18 protein-coding genes are annotated in these 18,273 nt (G+C 71.4%); 10 read left to right on the forward strand and 8 right to left on the reverse strand.

Features of this window, described 5'->3' with window-relative positions; genetic code table 11:
- Window positions 1-59 precede the first annotated feature (59 nt).
- Together BLW82_RS32900 and BLW82_RS32905 are read right to left on the reverse strand one after the other, a co-directional pair.
- Window positions 60-1,517 (reverse strand): peptidoglycan D,D-transpeptidase FtsI family protein, encoded by a 1,458-nt coding sequence (locus tag BLW82_RS32900; RefSeq protein ID WP_093504616.1) that lies wholly within the window; start codon window positions 1,515-1,517, stop codon window positions 60-62.
- Window positions 1,518-1,610: 93 nt separating this feature from the next.
- Window positions 1,611-2,384, reverse strand: a complete 774-nt coding sequence (locus BLW82_RS32905; protein WP_093504618.1) for an IclR family transcriptional regulator — start codon at window positions 2,382-2,384, stop codon at window positions 1,611-1,613.
- Between the two features lie 167 nt (window positions 2,385-2,551).
- On the opposite strand from BLW82_RS32905, the gene BLW82_RS32910 reads away from it, so the two are divergent.
- Together BLW82_RS32910 and BLW82_RS32915 are read left to right on the forward strand one after the other, a co-directional pair.
- Window positions 2,552-4,081 carry an aldehyde dehydrogenase (NADP(+)) gene (locus tag BLW82_RS32910; protein ID WP_093508402.1) on the forward strand — a complete coding sequence of 510 codons (1,530 nt, stop codon included), beginning with the start codon at window positions 2,552-2,554 and terminating at the stop codon, window positions 4,079-4,081.
- Between the two features lie 144 nt (window positions 4,082-4,225).
- The gene (locus BLW82_RS32915; protein ID WP_093504620.1) at window positions 4,226-4,834 is read left to right on the forward strand and encodes a DUF1349 domain-containing protein; all 609 of its coding nucleotides are present in this window, start codon (window positions 4,226-4,228) and stop codon (window positions 4,832-4,834) included.
- On the opposite strand, the gene BLW82_RS32920 is transcribed toward BLW82_RS32915, so the two are convergent.
- Window positions 4,794-6,194, reverse strand: coding sequence for an MFS transporter (locus BLW82_RS32920; protein WP_093504622.1), 1,401 nt, complete (start codon window positions 6,192-6,194; stop codon window positions 4,794-4,796). The two genes, BLW82_RS32915 and BLW82_RS32920, sit on opposite strands and share 41 nt — an antisense overlap.
- A gap of 70 nt (window positions 6,195-6,264) precedes the next feature.
- Here BLW82_RS32920 and BLW82_RS32925 point away from each other — a divergent pair, with 70 nt between their 5' ends.
- From BLW82_RS32925 to BLW82_RS32940, 4 genes are all read left to right on the forward strand, one after another.
- Complete coding sequence (locus BLW82_RS32925) at window positions 6,265-7,242, forward strand: GlxA family transcriptional regulator (RefSeq protein WP_093504624.1); 978 nt, start codon at window positions 6,265-6,267, stop codon at window positions 7,240-7,242.
- Window positions 7,239-7,751, forward strand: coding sequence for a GNAT family N-acetyltransferase (locus tag BLW82_RS32930; protein WP_177233152.1), 513 nt, complete (start codon window positions 7,239-7,241; stop codon window positions 7,749-7,751). The genes BLW82_RS32925 and BLW82_RS32930 overlap by 4 nt, the downstream gene beginning before the upstream one ends.
- Before the next feature lie 64 nt (window positions 7,752-7,815).
- Complete coding sequence (locus tag BLW82_RS32935; protein WP_093504626.1) at window positions 7,816-8,532, forward strand: DsbA family oxidoreductase; 717 nt, start codon at window positions 7,816-7,818, stop codon at window positions 8,530-8,532.
- 97 nt (window positions 8,533-8,629) lie between these two features.
- A complete protein-coding gene (locus BLW82_RS32940; RefSeq protein WP_093504628.1) occupies window positions 8,630-9,691 on the forward strand; it encodes an aminotransferase class V-fold PLP-dependent enzyme in 1,062 nt (353 codons plus the stop codon).
- A gap of 137 nt (window positions 9,692-9,828) precedes the next feature.
- On the opposite strand, the gene thpD is transcribed toward BLW82_RS32940, so the two are convergent.
- The 5 genes from thpD to BLW82_RS32965 form a co-directional block, all read right to left on the reverse strand.
- Window positions 9,829-10,716 (reverse strand): ectoine hydroxylase, encoded by an 888-nt coding sequence (thpD, locus tag BLW82_RS32945; protein ID WP_177233153.1) that lies wholly within the window; start codon window positions 10,714-10,716, stop codon window positions 9,829-9,831.
- A 2-nt stretch (window positions 10,717-10,718) separates the two neighbouring features.
- Window positions 10,719-11,117, reverse strand: a complete 399-nt coding sequence (locus BLW82_RS32950; RefSeq protein WP_093508405.1) for an ectoine synthase — start codon at window positions 11,115-11,117, stop codon at window positions 10,719-10,721.
- A gap of 32 nt (window positions 11,118-11,149) precedes the next feature.
- Window positions 11,150-12,421: a diaminobutyrate--2-oxoglutarate transaminase gene (gene ectB, locus BLW82_RS32955; protein WP_093504630.1), complete on the reverse strand. Its 1,272-nt coding sequence runs from the start codon at window positions 12,419-12,421 to the stop codon at window positions 11,150-11,152.
- 11 nt (window positions 12,422-12,432) lie between these two features.
- Window positions 12,433-12,948: a diaminobutyrate acetyltransferase gene (gene ectA, locus BLW82_RS32960; protein ID WP_093504632.1), complete on the reverse strand. Its 516-nt coding sequence runs from the start codon at window positions 12,946-12,948 to the stop codon at window positions 12,433-12,435.
- A 239-nt stretch (window positions 12,949-13,187) separates the two neighbouring features.
- Window positions 13,188-14,336: a pyridoxal-phosphate-dependent aminotransferase family protein gene (locus BLW82_RS32965; protein ID WP_093504634.1), complete on the reverse strand. Its 1,149-nt coding sequence runs from the start codon at window positions 14,334-14,336 to the stop codon at window positions 13,188-13,190.
- Window positions 14,337-14,554: 218 nt separating this feature from the next.
- On the opposite strand from BLW82_RS32965, the gene BLW82_RS32970 reads away from it, so the two are divergent.
- From BLW82_RS32970 to BLW82_RS32985, 4 genes are all read left to right on the forward strand, one after another.
- Window positions 14,555-15,409 (forward strand): transporter substrate-binding domain-containing protein, encoded by an 855-nt coding sequence (locus tag BLW82_RS32970; RefSeq protein WP_093504636.1) that lies wholly within the window; start codon window positions 14,555-14,557, stop codon window positions 15,407-15,409.
- Window positions 15,406-16,242, forward strand: a complete 837-nt coding sequence (locus BLW82_RS32975; protein ID WP_093504638.1) for an amino acid ABC transporter permease — start codon at window positions 15,406-15,408, stop codon at window positions 16,240-16,242. Before BLW82_RS32970 ends, BLW82_RS32975 begins: the two co-directional genes overlap by 4 nt.
- Window positions 16,239-17,012, forward strand: a complete 774-nt coding sequence (locus BLW82_RS32980; protein WP_093504640.1) for an amino acid ABC transporter ATP-binding protein — start codon at window positions 16,239-16,241, stop codon at window positions 17,010-17,012. The genes BLW82_RS32975 and BLW82_RS32980 overlap by 4 nt, the downstream gene beginning before the upstream one ends.
- A gap of 85 nt (window positions 17,013-17,097) precedes the next feature.
- Window positions 17,098-18,189 (forward strand): amidohydrolase family protein, encoded by a 1,092-nt coding sequence (locus BLW82_RS32985; RefSeq protein WP_177233154.1) that lies wholly within the window; start codon window positions 17,098-17,100, stop codon window positions 18,187-18,189.
- The last annotated feature ends 84 nt before the right edge of the window (window positions 18,190-18,273 follow it).

Below are 18,273 nucleotides of genomic sequence, written 5' to 3' on the forward strand. Positions count from 1 at the left end.
GCTGTCGGCCGCGGGTGATCGTGGCTGGTCGCGCAGTTCCCGCGCCCCCTGCGGGGCGCTTATGTGAGCGCCGCCTCCATCATCGCCTTCGCCACCGGCGCCGCCAGCCCGTTGCCGCTGACCTCCGACCGGGCCGCGTCCGACTGCTCGACCAGGACCGCCACCGCGACCTCCTTGCCGGTGCTGTCGGACTTGCCGTACGACGTGAACCAGGCGTACGGCGTCTTGCTGTTGTTCTCGCCGTGCTGGGCCGTGCCCGTCTTGCCGCCCACCGTCACCCCGTCGATGAGCGCGTTCGTGCCCGTGCCCTCCTTGACGACCGTCTCCATCGCGGACCGCAGCTGCCGCGCGGTCGAGGAGCTGACGATCTCCTTGCTGTCCGCCTCGTCGTCGTAGTTCTTCAGCACGTCGCCGCCGCTGTCGGTGATCTGCGAGACCATGTGCGGGGAGACCAGCTTGCCGCCGTTGGCTATCGCGGCCGACACCATGGCCATCTGGAGCGGGGTCGCCGTGACGTCGAACTGACCGATGCCGGAGAGGCCGGTCTGGGCCTGGTCCATGTGCGACGGGTAGACGCTGGCGTAGGCGCGCACCGGGATGTCCAGCCTGTCGTCGTTGAAGCCGAACTTCTCCGCCATCGCCCTGACCTTGTCCTGGCCCAGGTCGACGGCCATCTTCCCGAAGACGTTGTTGCAGGAGTAGCGCAGGGCCGTGCGGATCGAGGCGTTCTCGCAGGGCGCCGAGGCGCTCTCGTTCCGCAGGGGGGTCGTCGTGCCCGGCAGGGTGTACGGGATGGGGCTGTCGGTCCTGGCGTCGGCGTTCGCGTAGAGGCCGTCCTCCAGGGCCGCCGCCGCGACCACCAGCTTGAACGTCGAGCCCGGCGGCAGCGGCTGGCGCAGCGCCCGGTTGGTGAGCGGCTTGTCGCTGTCGGCGTTCAACTGCTTCCAGGCCGTGCCAGCGCTGTTGGCGTCGGTGAGCGAGGAGGGGTCGTACGACGGGGTCGACACGACCGCGAGGATCTTGCCGGTCCTCGGGTCGATCGCGACCGCCGCGCCCTTCTTGTTCCCGAGCGCGCTGTACGCGGCCTTCTGCACGGCCGGGTCGATCGTCGTGATCACGTCGCCCGGTTCGGCACGCTTCCCGGTGACCGTGTCCATGACCGTCCTGAGCCTGCTGTCGGTGCCGTTCAGCAGATCCTGGTAGATCCCCTCCAGCTGGGTCGGGGCATAACTCTGCGAGGCGTAGCCCGTCACCGCCGCGTAGAGCTTGCCGTTCGTGTACGTGCGCTTGTACTTGAGGTCGCTGCCGCCCGACGTCCCGGCCGAGCCGGTGATCGACTCACCGGCCACGATGATGTTCCCGAGCGGCTGAGAGTACGTCTCGATGACGTTGCGCCGGTTTCTCGTGTCGTCCGCGAGGGCCTGGCCGTCGTAGAACTGCACCCATGTCGCCCTGACCAGCAGAGCGAGCACGAGCAGCAGCGCGAAGACGGACGCCCGCCTGATCGTCTTGTTCATCCCGCTCAGACAGACGAACGAAGTGGGGGTGCGCGTTCCCGTACGGCCTTGTTCTCATCGTCCGCTCATGCGGGCCGCCGGGCCCCGCCGGGGTCAGAGCCGCCGGGTGGCCAGCGTCAGGCGGTCCCGCGCGTCGAACAGGGCGTCCTTGATCATCTGCTCGTGGCCGGGGGTGAGGCGGGCCACCGGGACCGAGCAGCTGATCGCGTCGCGGGCCGGCGTGCGGTAGGGGATCGCGACGCCGAAGCAGCGCAGGCCCAGCGTGTTCTCCTCGCGGTCGATCGCGAAGCCCTGCTCGCGGATCTGGTGCAGCTCCTCGATGAGCTTCTCGCGGTCGGTGAGGGTGTGCTCGGTCAGCGCCGGCAGGGTCTCCGGCAGCAGCTTGCGGACCTGCTCGTCGGTGTGGGTGGCGAGCAGCGCCTTGCCGAGCGAGGTGGAGTGCGCGGGCAGCCGGCGGCCGACCCGGGTGAAGGGGCGCAGGTAGTGCTGCGACTGGCGGGTGGCCAGGTAGACCACGTTCGTGCCGTCGAGGCGCGCCAGGTGGATGGTCTCCGTGGTGTCGTCGGAGAGCCGGTCCAGGGTCGGCCGGGCCGCCGCGACCACTTCGTCGCCGTCGATGTACGACGTGCCGACCAGCAGCGCCCGCACCCCGATGCCGTAGCGGGTGCCGGTCGCGTCCGTCTCCACCCAGCCCAGCTCCACCAGGGTGCGCAGCAACATGTAGAGGCTGGACTTGGGATATCCGACGGCTTCCTGGACGGCCGCGAGGGAGTGCATACCGGGCCGGCCGGCGAAGTACTCCAGCAACTCCACGGTCCGCACCGCGGACTTGACCTGTGCCCCGCCGCCTGTCTCGCCTGCCGACATCGCCCTTGACCCCTTCGTTGGACGAGAAACCGAGGTTATAGTCTCCAACAGCATATTCACCATCAGAGACAGCGTTCAGTATATCGAACGTTGCTGGTGAACGACCCGGATATGACCTGAATATGATCCGGATACTGCGGCAGAACGCAATCATGGAGGGACCCGCGGTGGCAGCAGCACCAGTCTGGAGCGTCGACCCGCGCACCGGGAAGCAGCGTGAACAGGTTGCGGTGGAGGCCACAGCGGAGGAGGTCGACGCCGTCGTCACGGCCGCGCACGCCGCCCGTGGCTCCCTCGCCGACCGCACCGTCCGTGCGGCCTTCCTGCGCTCGGCCGCCGCCGGGCTCGACGCGGCCAAGGACCGGCTGGTCGAGGCCGCCGACGCGGAGACCGCGCTCGGCCCCGTCCGGCTGACCGGGGAACTGGCCCGTACCGTCTACCAGCTGCGGGCGTTCGCGGACATCGTCGACGAGGGCGCCTTCCTCGACGTCATCATCAACCACCCCGACGCCACCGCCACCCCGCCCGTCCCGGACCTGCGCCGCTACAAGGTCCCGCTGGGCGTCGTCGCCGTCTACTCGGCCTCCAACTTCCCCTTCGCGTTCTCCGTCGCGGGCGGCGACACCGCGAGCGCGCTGGCCGCCGGGAACCCCGTCGTGGTCAAGGCCCACCCCGACCACCCGGCCCTGTCCGAGCTGGTGGCGAAGGTGCTGCGCCGGGCCGCCGCCGAGCACGGCATCCCGGAGGCGGTCGTCGGACTCGTGCACGGCTTCGAGGCCGGCCTCGAGCTGATCCGGCATCCGCTGATCGCCGCCGCGGGCTTCACCGGTTCCGTCCGGGGCGGCCGCGCGCTCTTCGACGCGGCCGCCGCGCGTCCGGTGCCGATCCCCTTCCACGGCGAGCTGGGCTCCCTGAACCCGGTCCTCGTCACGGAGGCTGCGGCCACCGAGCGGGCCGAGGAGATCGGCACCGGGCTCGCCGGGTCGATGACCATGGGCGTCGGGCAGTTCTGCGTGAAGCCGGGGCTGGTGCTGGTGCCGGCCGGCGCCGCCGGTGACGGCCTGGTCAAGTCCCTCACGGACGCGGTCAGCAACACCGACGCGGGCGTCCTGCTCGACCACCGGATGCGGGACAACTTCGTCGCCGGGGTCGCCGAGCGCACCGAACTCCCCGACGTGGAGAGCCCGGTGACGCCGGGGGCCGGCGGCGAGCACACGGTGAGCGCCGGTTTCCTGACGGTGCCGGCGGGCCGGCTCGCCGAGGCCGGGGCGTACGACCTGCTCCTGGAGGAGTGCTTCGGGCCGGTGACCGTGGTGGTCCGCTACGAGGACCGGGGCGAGGCGACGGCGGTGCTGTCCCGGCTGCCGGGGAACCTCACGGCGACGGTGCACGTCTCCGCCGAGGAGGCCGCGGGGGAGGGGCTCGGGGCGGAGATCCTGGCGGAGCTGACGCCGCTGGCGGGCCGCGTGCTGGTGAACGGGTGGCCGACGGGGGTCGCCGTGGCCCCGGCCCAGCACCATGGCGGCCCCTACCCGGCCACCACCTCCACGTCGACTTCCGTGGGCGGTACGGCCATCGAGCGGTGGCTGCGGCCGGTGGCCTACCAGGGGGCACCCGCTGCTCTGCTGCCGGCGGAGTTGAAGGACGAGAATCCGCTCGGGCTTCCCCGGCGGTTCAACGGAGTGCTCGAGCGGTAGCGCTGTGGGGGCGTGGGGAGTGTCGGCGGGCGGTCGCTCGCGCAGTTCCTCCCCCAGCCTTCGGCCGGGGGCACCCCCAGCGCCCCCTTCGGGACGCGCTGACCTGGCGCGCGCATCGAGAAGTTCTGCTGACACAATCCGACCATGGACGTCGAACTTCCCGAACTTCCTTTCCCGCTCCGCACTTACGGGCCCGACGGGCACTGGTTCCAGGAGGACGGGGTGCTCACCGGGTGGGCCGGGGCCCGGCAGGATCGGTTCGTGTCGCCGACCGGGGAGGCGCTGGACCCCGCCACGGACGCGCCCCGGCTGCTGGGGGCGCCCGAAGGGGACTTCCAGCTGATCGCCCGGGTCACCGTCGGGTTCGGTGCCGCCTTCGACGCCGGTGTGCTGTACGTGCACGTCGGCGACCGGGCCTGGGCCAAGCTCTGCCTGGAGAACTCCCCGGACGTGCCCACCGTCTGCACGGTGGTCACCCGGGGGCACTCCGACGACGCCAACGCCTTCACGGTGGAGGGCAGTTCGGTCTGGCTGCGGATCAGCCGGACCGGCCGGGCCTTCGCCTTCCACGCCTCCAGGGACGGCAAGAAGTGGGTCTTCGTCCGGCTCTTCACCCTCGGCGGTGAGAAGGAGACGGCGGGCGCGCTGGTCGGCTTCATGACCCAGTCGCCGATGGGGGAGGGGTGCGTGGTGACCTACGACCACATCGAGTTCAGACCCGACTGGCCGGCCGACCTGCGCGACGGAAGCTGAGCACGAAGCTCACCGCGAACAGGGCCGCGGCCAGTGCCAGGCTCGCCCGCATCCCGGCCACGAAGCCGCCGCCGACCAGGGCGCCGAACACCGCGATCCCGAGCCCGCCGGCCACCTGCCGTGCCGCGTTGAGCACCCCGGCCGCCAGACCGGCTCGCTCGGCAGGTACGGCGTCCATCATCACGACGGTCAGCGGCGGCACGGTCAGCGCGCAGCCGACGGCCATCGGGACGAGCAGGACGGCCACCCAGGCCGCGGGCGTGCCGGAACCGACGGCGAGCAGACCCAGCAGGCCGGCCGCGGCCAGTGCCTGGCCGATCAGCATCGGCAGCCGTGGCCCGTGGCGGGCGGCCAGCTTTCCGGACACCACGTTGGTCAGGCCGATCAGCCCGGACATCGGCAGGAACAGCAGCCCGGTGTACAACGCCGAACGGCCCTGGACCTGCTGGAAGAAGAGAGAGAAGACGAACACCACGCCGTAGAAGGCCACGCTGCACGCAGCCCCGGTCGTCACGGCCACCCGCACCGCCCGGTCCCGGAACAGCGCCGGCGGAACGACCGGATGCGCCTGCCGGCGCTCGACGCGGACGAACAGGACGGCGCCGGCCAGCGCCACGGCGAAGGCCGCGAGTCCCGTCGTACCGCCCTCGATGACCGCGAAGGTGAGGGCGGTCAGCGTGACGACCGCGGTGAGCTGCCCGGGCAGGTCCAGCGGGGCGGGGCGGCGCTCCGAGCGCGGTGCGCGCACCAGCAGGAGCAGTGCGGCCGCCCCGAGCGGCAGGTTGATGAAGAAGATCCCGCGCCAGTCCCAGGCCGCGGTCAGCGCGCCGCCCGCCACCGGCCCCAGCGCCAGCGCGACCGAGCCGCCGGCTCCCCACAGCGCCACCGCCCGCGTACGCCTGCCGGGATCGGCGTACGCGTGCCGCACCAGGGAGAGGGAGGCGGGCAGGACGACGGCCGCCGCGGCGCCCTGCGCCACGCGCGCGCCGATCAGCACCGGGAGGGTCGGCGCCAGACCGCAGGCAGCCGAGGCGAGGGTGAAGACGGCGATGCCGAGGCCGTACGCCCGGCTCGCCCCGGCCCGGTCCGCGAAGGCGCCGGTGGAGAGCATCAGCGCGGCGAAGGCCAGCGTGTAGGCGTCCACCGTCCACTGGAGCCCGGACAGGCCGCCGCCGAGCGCCGAGCCGATCGCGGGCAGGGCCACGTTCACCACCGACGCGTCGAGGGTGATGAGCGCGAAGCCCAGCAGGGCGGCGGCCAGGGTGAGGGCGGGAGCGCGGCTCCGCCCCTCCTCCCCCTTCTCCGCATGGATCTCTTGGCCGTCGATCCTGACGGACCGTGGGGTCTGGTCGGTTGGCATGACTCCATGCTGCTGATCGGCCGCCGCGTACAGTAGTGGCCCGAACGCCATGCATCCGGAGGTTCTGGCCATGCTGCGAGTCGCGGTCGTCGCGTCCCCGCCCGTGTCGATGTTCAACCTCGCCATTCCGGAAATGCTGTTCGACAAGGCGACGGTCGACGGGCGGCCCGGGTACGAAGTGGTGATCTGCGCGCCCGACCCCGGCCCGGTCCCCACGACGGGAGGACTCGACCTGTACGTCCCGTGCGGCCTGGAGGCGCTGCGGGAGGCGGACACGGTGATCGTGGCCGGTACCGGCAAGCTCCACTCGCCGGATCCCCGGGTGCTGACGGCACTGCGCGAGGCGGCCGGCGCCGGCGTGCGGATCGCCTCCCTCTGCACCGGCGCCTTCTCGCTCGCCGAGGCCGGACTGCTCAAGGGCCGCAGGGCGACCACCTATTGGACGCACGCCGGCGAACTGCGCCGCCGGCACCCCGACGTCGAGGTCCAGGGCGACGTCCTCTACGCCCAGGACGGCCCGTTCCTCACCTCTTCCGGCTACGCGGCCGGCATCGACCTGTGCCTGCACCTGATCCGCACCGACTACGGCGCCGCCGTCGCCAACGAGGTCGCCCGCCTCGCCCTGGTCGCGCCGGTACGGCCGGGCGGGCAGACCCAGTTCACCCACACCCCGCTGCCGCCCGAGCGCGGCACCGCCTGCTCCGACACCCGCGGCTGGGCCATGCGCAACCTCGACAAGCCGCTCACCCTCGCCGACCTGGCCCGGCACGCCGGGGTCTCGGTGCGCACCCTCACCCGCCGTTTCCACGCGGAGAGCGGGGTCAGTCCGCTGCAGTGGCTGCTGCACCAGCGCGTCGAGCGGGCCAGGGAGCTGCTGGAGACCACCACGCTGCCGATGGACCGGGTGGCCGCCGCCTGCGGCCTGGGCACCGCCGACTCCCTCCGTGCCCACGTGGTGCGCCGCACCGGGCTGACCCCGAGCGCCTACCGCGCCCAGTTCAGCCGGGTCGGAACCGGCGCGGGCGGGGCCACGTCCTCCGTTGCGTGATCAGTGACCGTGTGAAGGGGCTGCGGGTGATCCGTACCGCCCTGTCCGCCGAGGCGGAGACCATCGCCGCGCTGCACCACCGGGCCCGGTCGATGTACTACCCGGACGGCCTGCCCGATGACGGCGTCGACTGGACGGCCGCCTGGCGCGGTGCCGTCGAGCGGCCGGACGGGCAGGTGCTGTGCGTGGTGGAAGCGGGGGCGGTCATCGGGGTCGCCTCGTTCCGCACCCCGGAGGGCGCCGGTGCCGAAACGGTCGAGCTGTTCCAGTTCCATGTAGACCCCGGGCACTGGCGGGCCGGGGCGGGCACCGCCCTGCACGCCGCCTGCCTGGAGCAGTGGCGGGCCGAGGGCAGACGGACCGCCGTGCTGGACGTGCACGTGGACAACCGGCGGGCTCAGGCCTTCTACGCCCGCCAGGGCTGGGTGCCGGACTCCGAGCACCCGCCGGCCGAGGGGGACCACCACCTCTACCTGCGGTACGCGGTGAGCGGGGAACGAGGGGAATGACGGAGGCTGTTTGAAGGTTCAGGCAGTTGGAAGACCTTCTGCCGATACCTGGAGAGCCGAGAACATGCGGGTCGAGATCTGGTCCGATATCGCTTGCCCCTGGTGCTATGTCGGAAAGGCGCGCTTCGAGAAGGCGCTCGCCGCCTTCCCGCACCGCGACGAGGTCGAGGTCGTGCACCGCTCCTTCGAGCTGGACCCCGGCCGCGCCAAGGACGACGTCCAGCCGGTGCTGGCCATGCTCAGCAAGAAGTACGGCATGAGCGAGGCCCAGGCCCAGGCGGGCGAGGAGAACCTGGGCGCGCAGGCCGCGTCCGAGGGCCTCGCGTACCTGACCCGGGGCCGCGACCACGGCAACACCTTCGACCTGCACCGGCTGCTGCACTTCGCCAAGGACGAGGGGCGTCAGGACGAGCTGATCCAGATCCTCTACCGGGCGAACTTCGCCGAGGAGCGGTCCCTCTTCACCGAGGGCGAGGACCGGCTCGTGGAGCTGGCCGTGGAGGCCGGACTGGACGCGGCGGCCGTGCGCGCGGTGCTCGCCGACCCGTCCCGCTACGCCGACGAGGTGCGCGCCGACGAGCGCGAGGCCGCGGAGCTCGGCGCCAACGGGGTGCCGTTCTTCGTCCTCGACCGGAAGTACGGGGTCTCGGGGGCCCAGCCCGCCGAGGTGTTCACGCAGGCGCTCACCCAGGCCTGGGGCGCGCGCTCCCCCCTGAAGCTGATCGACCAGGGCGGCGCGGAGGCCTGCGGGCCGGACGGGTGCGCGGTCCCGCAGCACTGAGAAGGGCCAGGTCAGGGCTGTCGTATAAGCGTCGCTTAGCGTATCCACGTAGAAATCCGCAATGGACGGGGGGTTCCCCGGGCCGCAGAGTGGACGCATGGAGACCACGGAGTCGTTCGAGAGCCTCGTCCGCGCCGAGTTCGCGCCGAAGACCGTCTACCTCAACAGCGCGAGCAACAGCCTGCTGCCCGCCCGTACCGTGGCCGCCCTGCACGAGGCGGCGCTGCTGCGGGCCGAGGGCCGGCCGCTGACCCCGCTGTACGAGGACGTGGAGGCGTGCCGGGCCGCCTACGCCCGGCTCGCCGGCGTCCCGGTGACCCGGGTCGCGGCGGGCGCCTCGGTCGCCGCGCACTCCGGCGTGATCGCCGCCTCGCTGCCGGCCGGCGCCGAAGTCCTCACCGCCGAGGACGACTTCACCTCCGTACTGAACCCGTTCCACGTCCGCGGCGACCTGAAGGTCCGTGCGGTGCCGCTGGAGCGCATCGCGGACTCCGTCCGCCCGGACACCGCCCTCGTGGCGGTCAGCGCGGTCCAGTCGGCGGACGGCCGGCTCGCCGACCTGCCCGCGCTCCGCGAGGCCGCCCGTGCGCACGGGGCCCGCACCTACGTGGACTTCTCCCAGGCGGCCGGCTGGCTGCCGATGGACGCCGACGGGTACGACTTCACCGCGTCCGTCTCCTTCAAGTGGCTGCTCGGCCCGCACGGCGTGGCCTTCCTCGTGCTCCCCGAGGACTTCGGCGGCCTGACCCCGCTGCTCGCGGGCTGGGTCGCGGGCGAGGAGCCGTGGCAGAGCTGCTACGGCCCGGTCGCCGAACTCGCCCACTCCGCCCGCCGGTTCGACCTCACCCATGCCCTGTTCACGTTCGCCGGCCTGCGCCGCTCGCTCGACCTGATCGAGGAACTCGGCATGGCCGCCGTGCACGCCCACGACGTGGGCCTCGCCGACCGGTTCCGTGCCGGGCTCGCGGTCCTCGGGCACGAGCCGGTGCCCGCGCCCGGCTCGGCGATCGTCTCGGTCCCCGGGCTCGGCGGCCGGCAGCCCGCACTGAGCCGGGCCGGCATCGAGGTCTCCGACCGCGCGGGTAACCTGCGCGCCGCCTTCCACCTCTTCAACACGACCGACGACGTGGACCGCCTGCTCGACGCCCTCGCGGGCTGACCCGGGCGGCTCGGGCCGGTCAGGTCCGCGCCGCGTTCCCCGGGCGCAGGAGCGCTGCCCGGACTACCCCGCGCCGTGACACGGCTCAGGGGCCGCCACGTCGGACGTGACGGCCCCTGAAGGGGAGAGGCGGACGCTCAGCGGACCGGCGTGAAGTCCCGCGCCCCGATGAACTCGGGCCGGCGCACCGGCGCGGCGAACGGCTCCACCGCCGTGTTCTCCACGCTGTTGAACACGATGAAGACGTTGCTGCGCGGGAACGGCGTGATGTTGTCGCCCGAGCCGTGCATGCAGTTGCAGTCGAACCAGGTCGCCGACCCGGCCCGGCCGGTGAACAGCTTGATGCCGTGCCGCGAGGCCAGTTCCGTCAGCGCCTCGTCCGACGGGGTGCCCGCGTCCTGCATCTGCAGCGACTTCTTGTAGTTGTCCTCCGGGGTGGCACCGGCGCAGCCCAGGAACGTCCGGTGCGAGCCCGGCATGATCATCAGGCCGCCGTTGGTGTCGTGGTTCTCGGTCAGGGCGATCGAGACGGACACCGTGCGCATGTTCGGCAGGCCGTCCTCGGCGTGCCAGGTCTCGAAGTCCGAGTGCCAGTAGAAGCCGCTGGCGCCGAACCCCGGCTTGACGTTGATCCGGGACTGGTGGACGTACACGTCCGAGCCGAGGATCTGCCGGGCCCGGCCGACCACCCGCTCGTCGCGCACCAGGTTCGCGAACACCTCGCTGATCCGGTGCACCTCGAAGACGGACCGGATCTCCTTCGACTTCGGCTCCACGACGGAGCGTTCGTCGGCCCGGATCGCCGGGTCGGTGATCAGCCGCTCCAGCTCCCGCTGGTACATGGCGACCTCGTCGTCCCCGATGAGCTGGTCGACGGTGAGGAAGCCGTCCCGCTCGAACGCCTTCAGCCGGTCGGTGGGGATCGGCCCGGCGGCGCCGGGCGCCGACCAGACGACCGGGTCCTTGCGGGGGACGGCGACCTCGACGGGGCCCCGGCTCGGGTACAGGTCGGTGACGGTGGTCATGGTCAGCCCTCCTCCGTCAGCAGGGGATAGACGCCGTTCTCGTCGTGGTCCTCCCGGCCGGTGACCGGCGGGTTGAACACGCAGACGCAGCGGAAGTCCGCCTTGACGCGCAGCGAGTGCCGCTCGTGCCCGTCGAGGAGGTACATGGTCCCGGGGGTGATCGTGTACGACGTCCCGGTCTCGTGGTCGGTCAGCTCGGCCTCGCCCTCGACGCAGACGACGGCCTCGATGTGGTTGGCGTACCACATCGTCGTCTCGGTGCCCGCGTAGAGGATCGTCTCGTGCAGCGAGAAGCCGACCCGCTCCTTCGCGAGGACGATGCGTTTGCTCTCCCAGGTCCCGGACGCGGACTTCACATGCCGGTCGGTGCCTTCGATCTCCTTGAACGAACGGACGATCACGGTGGTGTACAACCTCCTTGGTTCTGATCCGGTCAGACGGTCTCGCGGACGGCGCGGGCGAGGATGCTCAGCCCCTCGTCCAGTTCGTCCGGGGTGACGGTCAGGGCGGGCAGCAGCTTGACGACCTCGCTCTCCGGCCCAGACGTCTCGATGAGCAGCCCGAGTTCGAAGGCGCGCCGGGCGATCCGCCCGGCCCGCTCCTTGTCGTGGAACTCCAGGCCCCACACCAGGCCCCGCCCCCGGTACTCGCGCACGTCCGCCAGGTTCTCCTCGACGATCGTGATGAGCCCCTGCTCGACCTGCTCGCCCTTGGTCCGGGTCTGCTTCTCCATCGCCGGGCCGTCGGTCCAGTAGCTCTCCAGGGCGGCGGCCGCGGTGACGAACGCGGGGTTGTTGCCGCGGAAGGTGCCGTTGTGCTCGCCCGGCTCCCACACGTCCAGCTCGGGCCGGAACAGGCACAGCGACATCGGCAGCCCGTAGCCGCTGATGGACTTGGACACGGTGACGATGTCCGGGACGATCCCCGACTCCTCGAAGGAGAAGAAGGCGCCGGTGCGTCCGCAGCCCATCTGGATGTCGTCCACGATCAGCAGCATGTCCTGCCGCTCGCAGAGCTCCTTCAGGGCACGCAGCCACTCGGGCCGGGCGACGTTGATGCCGCCCTCGCCCTGCACGGTCTCCACGATCACCGCGGCCGGCTTGTTGAGCCCGGACCCCTGGTCCTCGAGCAGCCGCTCGAACCACAGGAAGTCCGGGACGGTCCCCTCGAAGTAGTTGTCGAAGGGCATCGGTGTGCCGTGCACCAGCGGGATCCCGGCCCCGGCCCGCTTGAAAGCGTTGCCGGTGACGGCGAGCGAGCCGAGGGACATCCCGTGGAAGGCGTTGGTGAACGACACGATCGCCTCGCGCCCCTTCACCTTCCGGGCGAGCTTGAGCGCCGACTCGACGGCGTTCGTCCCCGTCGGCCCCGGGAACATGACCTTGTACGGCAGCTCGCGCGGCCGCAGCACCAGGTCCTGGAACGTCTGCAGGAACGACCGCTTGGCCGTGGTCGACATGTCGAGGCCGTGGGTGACGCCGTCCCGTTCCAGGTAGTCGAGCAGCGCCCGTTTCAGTACGGGGTTGTTGTGGCCGTAGTTGAGTGATCCGGCGCCGGCGAAGAAGTCGAGGTACTCGTGGCCGTCCTCGTCGTACATGCGGCTGCCCCGGGCCCGGTCGAACACGGTCGGCCAGCCGCGGCAGTAGCTGCGGACCTCGGACTCCAGGGTCTCGAAGACGCTCAGGTCGGGCTGGATGATGGTCACGGCGGGGCTCCTCAGTGCGATGTGGGGGTCAAGGGGCCGATGCGGTACAGGACTTCGGGGTCGTGCGGACCGTCGGGGAACTCACCGGCCTCGAACAGCACCGTGCGTTCGACGACGGCGCCGTGCCGGGCGGCGTACGAGGTGAACAGGCGCTCGGAGGCGGTGTTGCCGGGCGTGATGGTGGTCTCGACGGCGGTGAGCGGCCGGTCGACGGCCACCCGCGCCGTGAGCCCGTCCAGCAGTTGTGCCGCGATGCCGCGCCCGCGCTGCGTGGCGTCCACGGCCACCTGCCAGACGAGCAGCGTGTCCGGCCGGTCCGGCCGGGTGTATCCGGTCACGAACCCGACGGGCTCGCCGTCCGCGCCCCGCGCCACCGCCGAGGTGCCGGCGAAATCCCGGCACCACAGCAGATAGCTGTACGAGGAGTTCAGATCGAGGCTTCCGGAATCCTTGGCGATACGCCAGAGAGCGGCACCGTCGGTCACCAGCGGGCGGTCGACGATCAGGTCTGCTTGTGGGGCAGTCATGCGAATTGAATTTAGCGAGGCAAATGCAAAAATGCACGGCGAGCATCGCCGGTGGCCGAATTTTGGCTGCCTGTATGTCCCAATATGTACCACTACAATTCGGGCGAATAACCCCGCTGTGTGGAGTGTGTCACAGGGTTGAAACCTGGACGAAATTTTCTCCGTTTAGCTACGCAAAAACCGGGCAGAAGAACTCGGGTAAGCCATCCACAGAAAAGGAATTCGAGATTTCCTTGAATTCAGGCGCCGATATCGCCGGGTGTCCGCTCCCGCAACCGTCCGGACTGCTGCCGCCAGGTGGACTCGACCGCCCGCCGGGCGCCCTCCGGGTCCACCGCGAGCCCCCGCTCCGCCAGTCCCGCGCCGATCGCCGCCAGGCTCGACCGGACGGTGCCGGCCGTCGCGTCCACCCCGTAGTGGTTGACCCGGATCATCTCCCCGGCCAGGGCGCCCCCGCCCGCGGCCAGTGGCAGGGTTCCGTCGCCCGCCAGCGCCTCGGCGACCAGCTCCGACGCGACCACGCCCGGCGGCACCCGGAGCGTCGTGGCGACCGGTGCCGCGTCGGACTCCGCGTACACGTACGGCTCCAGGCCGCCGCCGAGGGCCACCGCCCCGGCGCGGGTGGCCAGTGCGGCCGTGCGGTGCCGGGCCATCACGGTCTCCGGGCCGTCCGCCTCGATCCGCTCGACGCACGCCTCCAGGGCGAGCATCTCCAGCTGCGCCGGCGCGTGCGGCAGCGCCTTGCGGCCACCGTCGACCCAGCGCTCCTTCCAGTCCAGCAGGGAGAGGTAGGAGCGGCGCGGGGCGTTCGGGTTCGCCGCCATCCGGGCCCACGCCCGCGCGCTCACCGAAACCGCCGAGACGCCGGCCGGGCCGCCCATCGCCTTCTGCGCCCCGATCACGCACAGGTCCACGCCCCACGCGTCCGGCAGCACCGGCTCGGCCCCGACCGAGGCGACCGCGTCCAGGTAGAAGAGGGCGCCGTGGGCCCGTACCACCTCGCCGATCTCCGCGACCGGGTTGGTGTTGCCGGTCGCCGCCTCCGCGTGCACCAGGGACACGAAGTCGATCTCCGGGTGCTCGGCGAACGCCTCCCGGACCTGCCCGGCCGTCACCGCCGTGTGGAACGGCACCGCGAGGTCGATCACCGTCGCGCCGCAGTCCCGCAGCCAGTTCCCGAACGTCTGCCCGTACGGGCCGGTGATCACGTTCAGCGCGGTCGTCCCCGGTCCGGCCGCGGCCCTGATCGCGCCCTCCAGGGGCAGCAGCGCCTCGCCCTGCATGATCACGACGTCCTGGCGGGTGTCCAGCAGCCGGGCCACCCGGTCCTCGATCGCGGCGAAGCGGGCGGCGGTCAGCGGGGGCAGGTCGAGGAAGGGGTGGGTCACGGCGGGGCTCTCCTCAGTCGCGGCAGGTGGATCAAGACGAGCGTAACCGCCGCCCCTTCACCGCCCCGACCGGCGATTTCTTAGGCCGGGCGATCGGCTGGCCATCGGTTTGGTTTGGGAAAGCCAAACATCTCCTTATAATCGGAACCCGTAGAACCGGAATCCAAAGCTCCCTCACAGACCGACGGGAGCTCACCCACAGACTCACGGGAGGTCTCGTGACCACGCTCCTCGGGCGCCGCCGGGCTCGCGCCCTGGCCGCCGCCACCGCCGCGGCCGGGCTGGCCCTCGTGGCCGGCTGCACGTCGAGCGGCAACGGCTCCAGCGCCTCCAGGACGGCAGCCGGCGGGGTCGAACTCGTCAAGGCCGGGCAGCTCACCACCTGCACCCACCTGCCGTACCCGCCGTTCCAGTCGGAGATCGACGGCAAGGTGCAGGGCTTCGACGTGTCGATGATCGACCTGGTCGCCGAAAACCTCGGCGTGAAGCAGCAGATCCTCGACACGCCCTTCGAGAACTTCAAGACCGGTGCCTTCCTCAACTCGGGCGAGTGCGACCTGGCCGCGGCCGGCATGACCATCACCGCCGAGCGGAAGAAGAACGTCGACTTCTCCGACCCGTACTTCGACGCCACCCAGGCCCTGCTCGTCGGCAAGAACAGCGGCATCACCTCGCTGGCCGACGCCAAGGCCAAGAAGATCAAGCTGGGCGCCCAGGCGCAGACCACCGGCGAGGACTACGTCGGCAAGCAGGGCTTCGATCCGGTCTCCTTCGAGTCCTCCGACGCCGTCCTCAACGGCCTGCGCACCGGCCAGGTCAAGGCCGTCGTCATCGACTACCCGGTGGTCCAGGGCTGGCTGAAGGACAAGGCCAACGCGGACGCCTTCCAGGTCGCCGGGAACATCAACACCGGCGAGCAGTACGGCTTCACGGTGAAGAAGGGCAACACCAAGCTGCTCGCCGCCGTCAACAAGGCGATCACCGACGCCAAGGCCGACGGCACGTACAAGAAGCTGTACGAGAAGTGGATCGGTCCCTACGACGCCTCGGCCGCGTCCCCCGCCGCCTCATGACCGCAGGGACGGACACGGAACTCCAGCCGCGCCGCACGGGCCTGTCCCGGCGGCAGAAGCGCCGGCTCTCGCGCGGGGCGCAGTACGTCGTCTTCGTCGCCGCCGTCGTCGCCTTCGCCGTCGGCGCCGACTGGGGACGGCTGCAGAACCAGTTCGCCCAGTGGGACATCGCCAGACAGATGTTCCCGGACGTCATCACGCTGGCGCTGAAGAACACCGTGCTCTACACCCTGTCCGGCTTCGTCGTCGGGCTGGCCCTCGGCATGGTGATCGCGCTCATGAGGCTGTCGTCGGTCGGGCCCTACCGCTGGCTGGCCGGCATCTACATCGAGATCTTCCGCGGCCTGCCCGCCCTGCTGATCTTCATCTTCATCGGCGTCGCCGTCCCGCTCGCCTTCCCCGGCACCGAGATCGTCGGCGGCACCTACGGCAAGGTCGCCCTCGCGCTCGGCCTGGTCGCCGCCGCCTACATGGCCGAGACGATCCGCGCGGGCATCCAGGCGGTCCCCAAGGGACAACTGGAGGCGGCCCGTTCACTGGGCTTCTCGCCCGCCCGCGCCATGGTCTCGATCGTCATCCCGCAGGCGTTCCGCATCATCCTCCCGCCGCTGACCAACGAACTGGTCCTCCTCTTCAAGGACTCCTCCCTGGTGCTCTTCCTCGGCGTCACCCTGGAGGAGCGCGAACTGTCCAAGTACGGCCGCGACCTGGCCAGTACGACCGCCAACTCCACGCCGATCCTCGTCGCCGGCCTGTGCTACCTGCTGGTCACGATCCCGCTCGGCTTCGTCGTGCGCCGCATGGAGGCGAAGGCCCAGGAGGCCGTCAAGTGAGCCGACCCGAGATCGTGGTGAAGGGCCTGCACAAGTCCTTCGGCGACAACGAGGTGCTGCGCGGCATCGACCTGGAGATCGGCCAGGGCGAGGTGGTCTGCGTCATCGGCCCGTCCGGCTCCGGCAAGTCCACCCTGCTGCGCTGCGTCAACCTCCTGGAAGAGCCCACCCAGGGGCAGGTGTTCGTCGGCGGCACCGAGTTGACGGACCCGGACGTCGACATCGACGCCGTGCGCCGCCGGATCGGCATGGTCTTCCAGCAGTTCAACCTGTTCCCGCACCTCACGGTCACCGAGAACCTCACCCTGCCGCAACGCCGGGTGCTGCGCCGGGACAAGGCGGCGGCGGCACGGGTCGCCGCCGAGAACCTCGCCCGCGTGGGCCTGACCGAGAAGGCGGACGCCTATCCCGCCGCCCTCTCCGGCGGCCAGCAGCAGCGGGTGGCGATCGCCCGCTCGCTCTCCATGGGCCCCGAGGTGATGCTCTTCGACGAGCCGACCTCCGCCCTCGACCCGGAGCTGGTCGGGGACGTCCTGGCGGTGATGCGGATGCTGGCGCGGGAGGGCATGACCATGATGGTGGTCACCCACGAGATGACCTTCGCCCGGGAAGTCGCCGACCGGGTCGTCTTCATGGACGGTGGAGTCGTCGTCGAGGACGGCACGCCGGACCGGGTCATCGGCAACCCCGCCCACGAGCGCACCCGCCACTTCCTCTCCCGTCTCCTCGACCCGGCCATGGCCCAGGTGGAGGAGGAGACCCCGGACTAGTGCCGCGGCACTAGCCGGGAAGGGCCGGCGGCCGGCTGCCGGGCCGCATCGAAGAGGGGGTGCCGGTCGTCCTAGGCTGAGGCCCATGAGCGATCACGCGGTGCTGCACGTGAAGGGCAGGGTCCTCGTGGGCCCCGAGGACGTCCGCGACGAGCTGTGGGTGGTGGACGGCCGGATCTCCTACGACCGGCCCGCCGGCGCCCGTGACGTCCGGACCGTGGCGGGCTGGGCGCTCCCCGGTCTCGTCGACGCCCACTGTCACGTCGGCCTCGGCCCGCACGGCCCCGTCGACGCGGCGACGGCCGAGAAGCAGGCGCTCACCGACCGCGAGGCCGGCACCCTCCTCATCCGGGACGCCGGGTCGCCGTCCGACACCCGCTGGGTCGACGACCGCGACGACCTCCCGAAGATCGTCCGGGCCGGCCGGCACATCGCCCGCACCCGCCGCTACATCAAGAACTTCGCCCACGAGATCGAGCCGGACGACCTGGTCGCGTACGTCGCCCAGGAGGCCCGGCGCGGTGACGGCTGGGTCAAGCTGGTCGGCGACTGGATCGACCGCGACCTCGGTGACCTGGCCCCCAGCTGGCCCCGGGACGCCGTCGAGGCGGCCATCGCCGAGGCCCACCGGCTCGGCGCCCGGGTCACCGCCCACTGCTTCGCCGAGAACTCGCTCCAGGACCTGGTCGAGGCCGGCATCGACTGCATCGAGCACGCCACGGGACTGACCGAGGACCTGATCCCCCTGTTCGCCGCCCGGGGCGTCGCGATCGTCCCGACCCTCGTCAACATCGCCACCTTCCCGGACCTGGCGGCGGGCGGCGAGGCCAAGTTCCCCCGCTGGTCGGCCCACATGCGCCGGCTGTACGAGCACCGCTACGACACCGTCCGGGCCGCCTACGACGCCGGGATCCCGGTGTACGTCGGCACCGACGCCGGCGGCAGCCTGGCCCACGGCCTGGTCGCGGGCGAGGTCGCCGAGCTGGTGACCGCCGGGATCCCGGCCCTGGACGCGCTCGCGGCGACCAGCTGGGCGGCCCGTGCCTGGCTCGGCAGGCCGGGCCTCGAGGAGGGCGCGCCGGCGGACCTGGTGGTGTACGAGAGCGACCCGCGCGCGGACGTACGCGTCCTCGCGTCCCCCCGGAGAGTGGTGCTGAACGGGCAGGTCGTGGAGTAAGGGAACTCCTGTGCCGACCGAGTCGAATGCGTGCACGGAAAGTCCACTATTGAGTGAAGTGACGCAGGATTGCCGCCCGTTCAC

The organism is Streptomyces sp. Ag109_O5-10 (assembly GCF_900105755.1).
Lineage (GTDB): Bacteria > Actinomycetota > Actinomycetes > Streptomycetales > Streptomycetaceae > Streptomyces.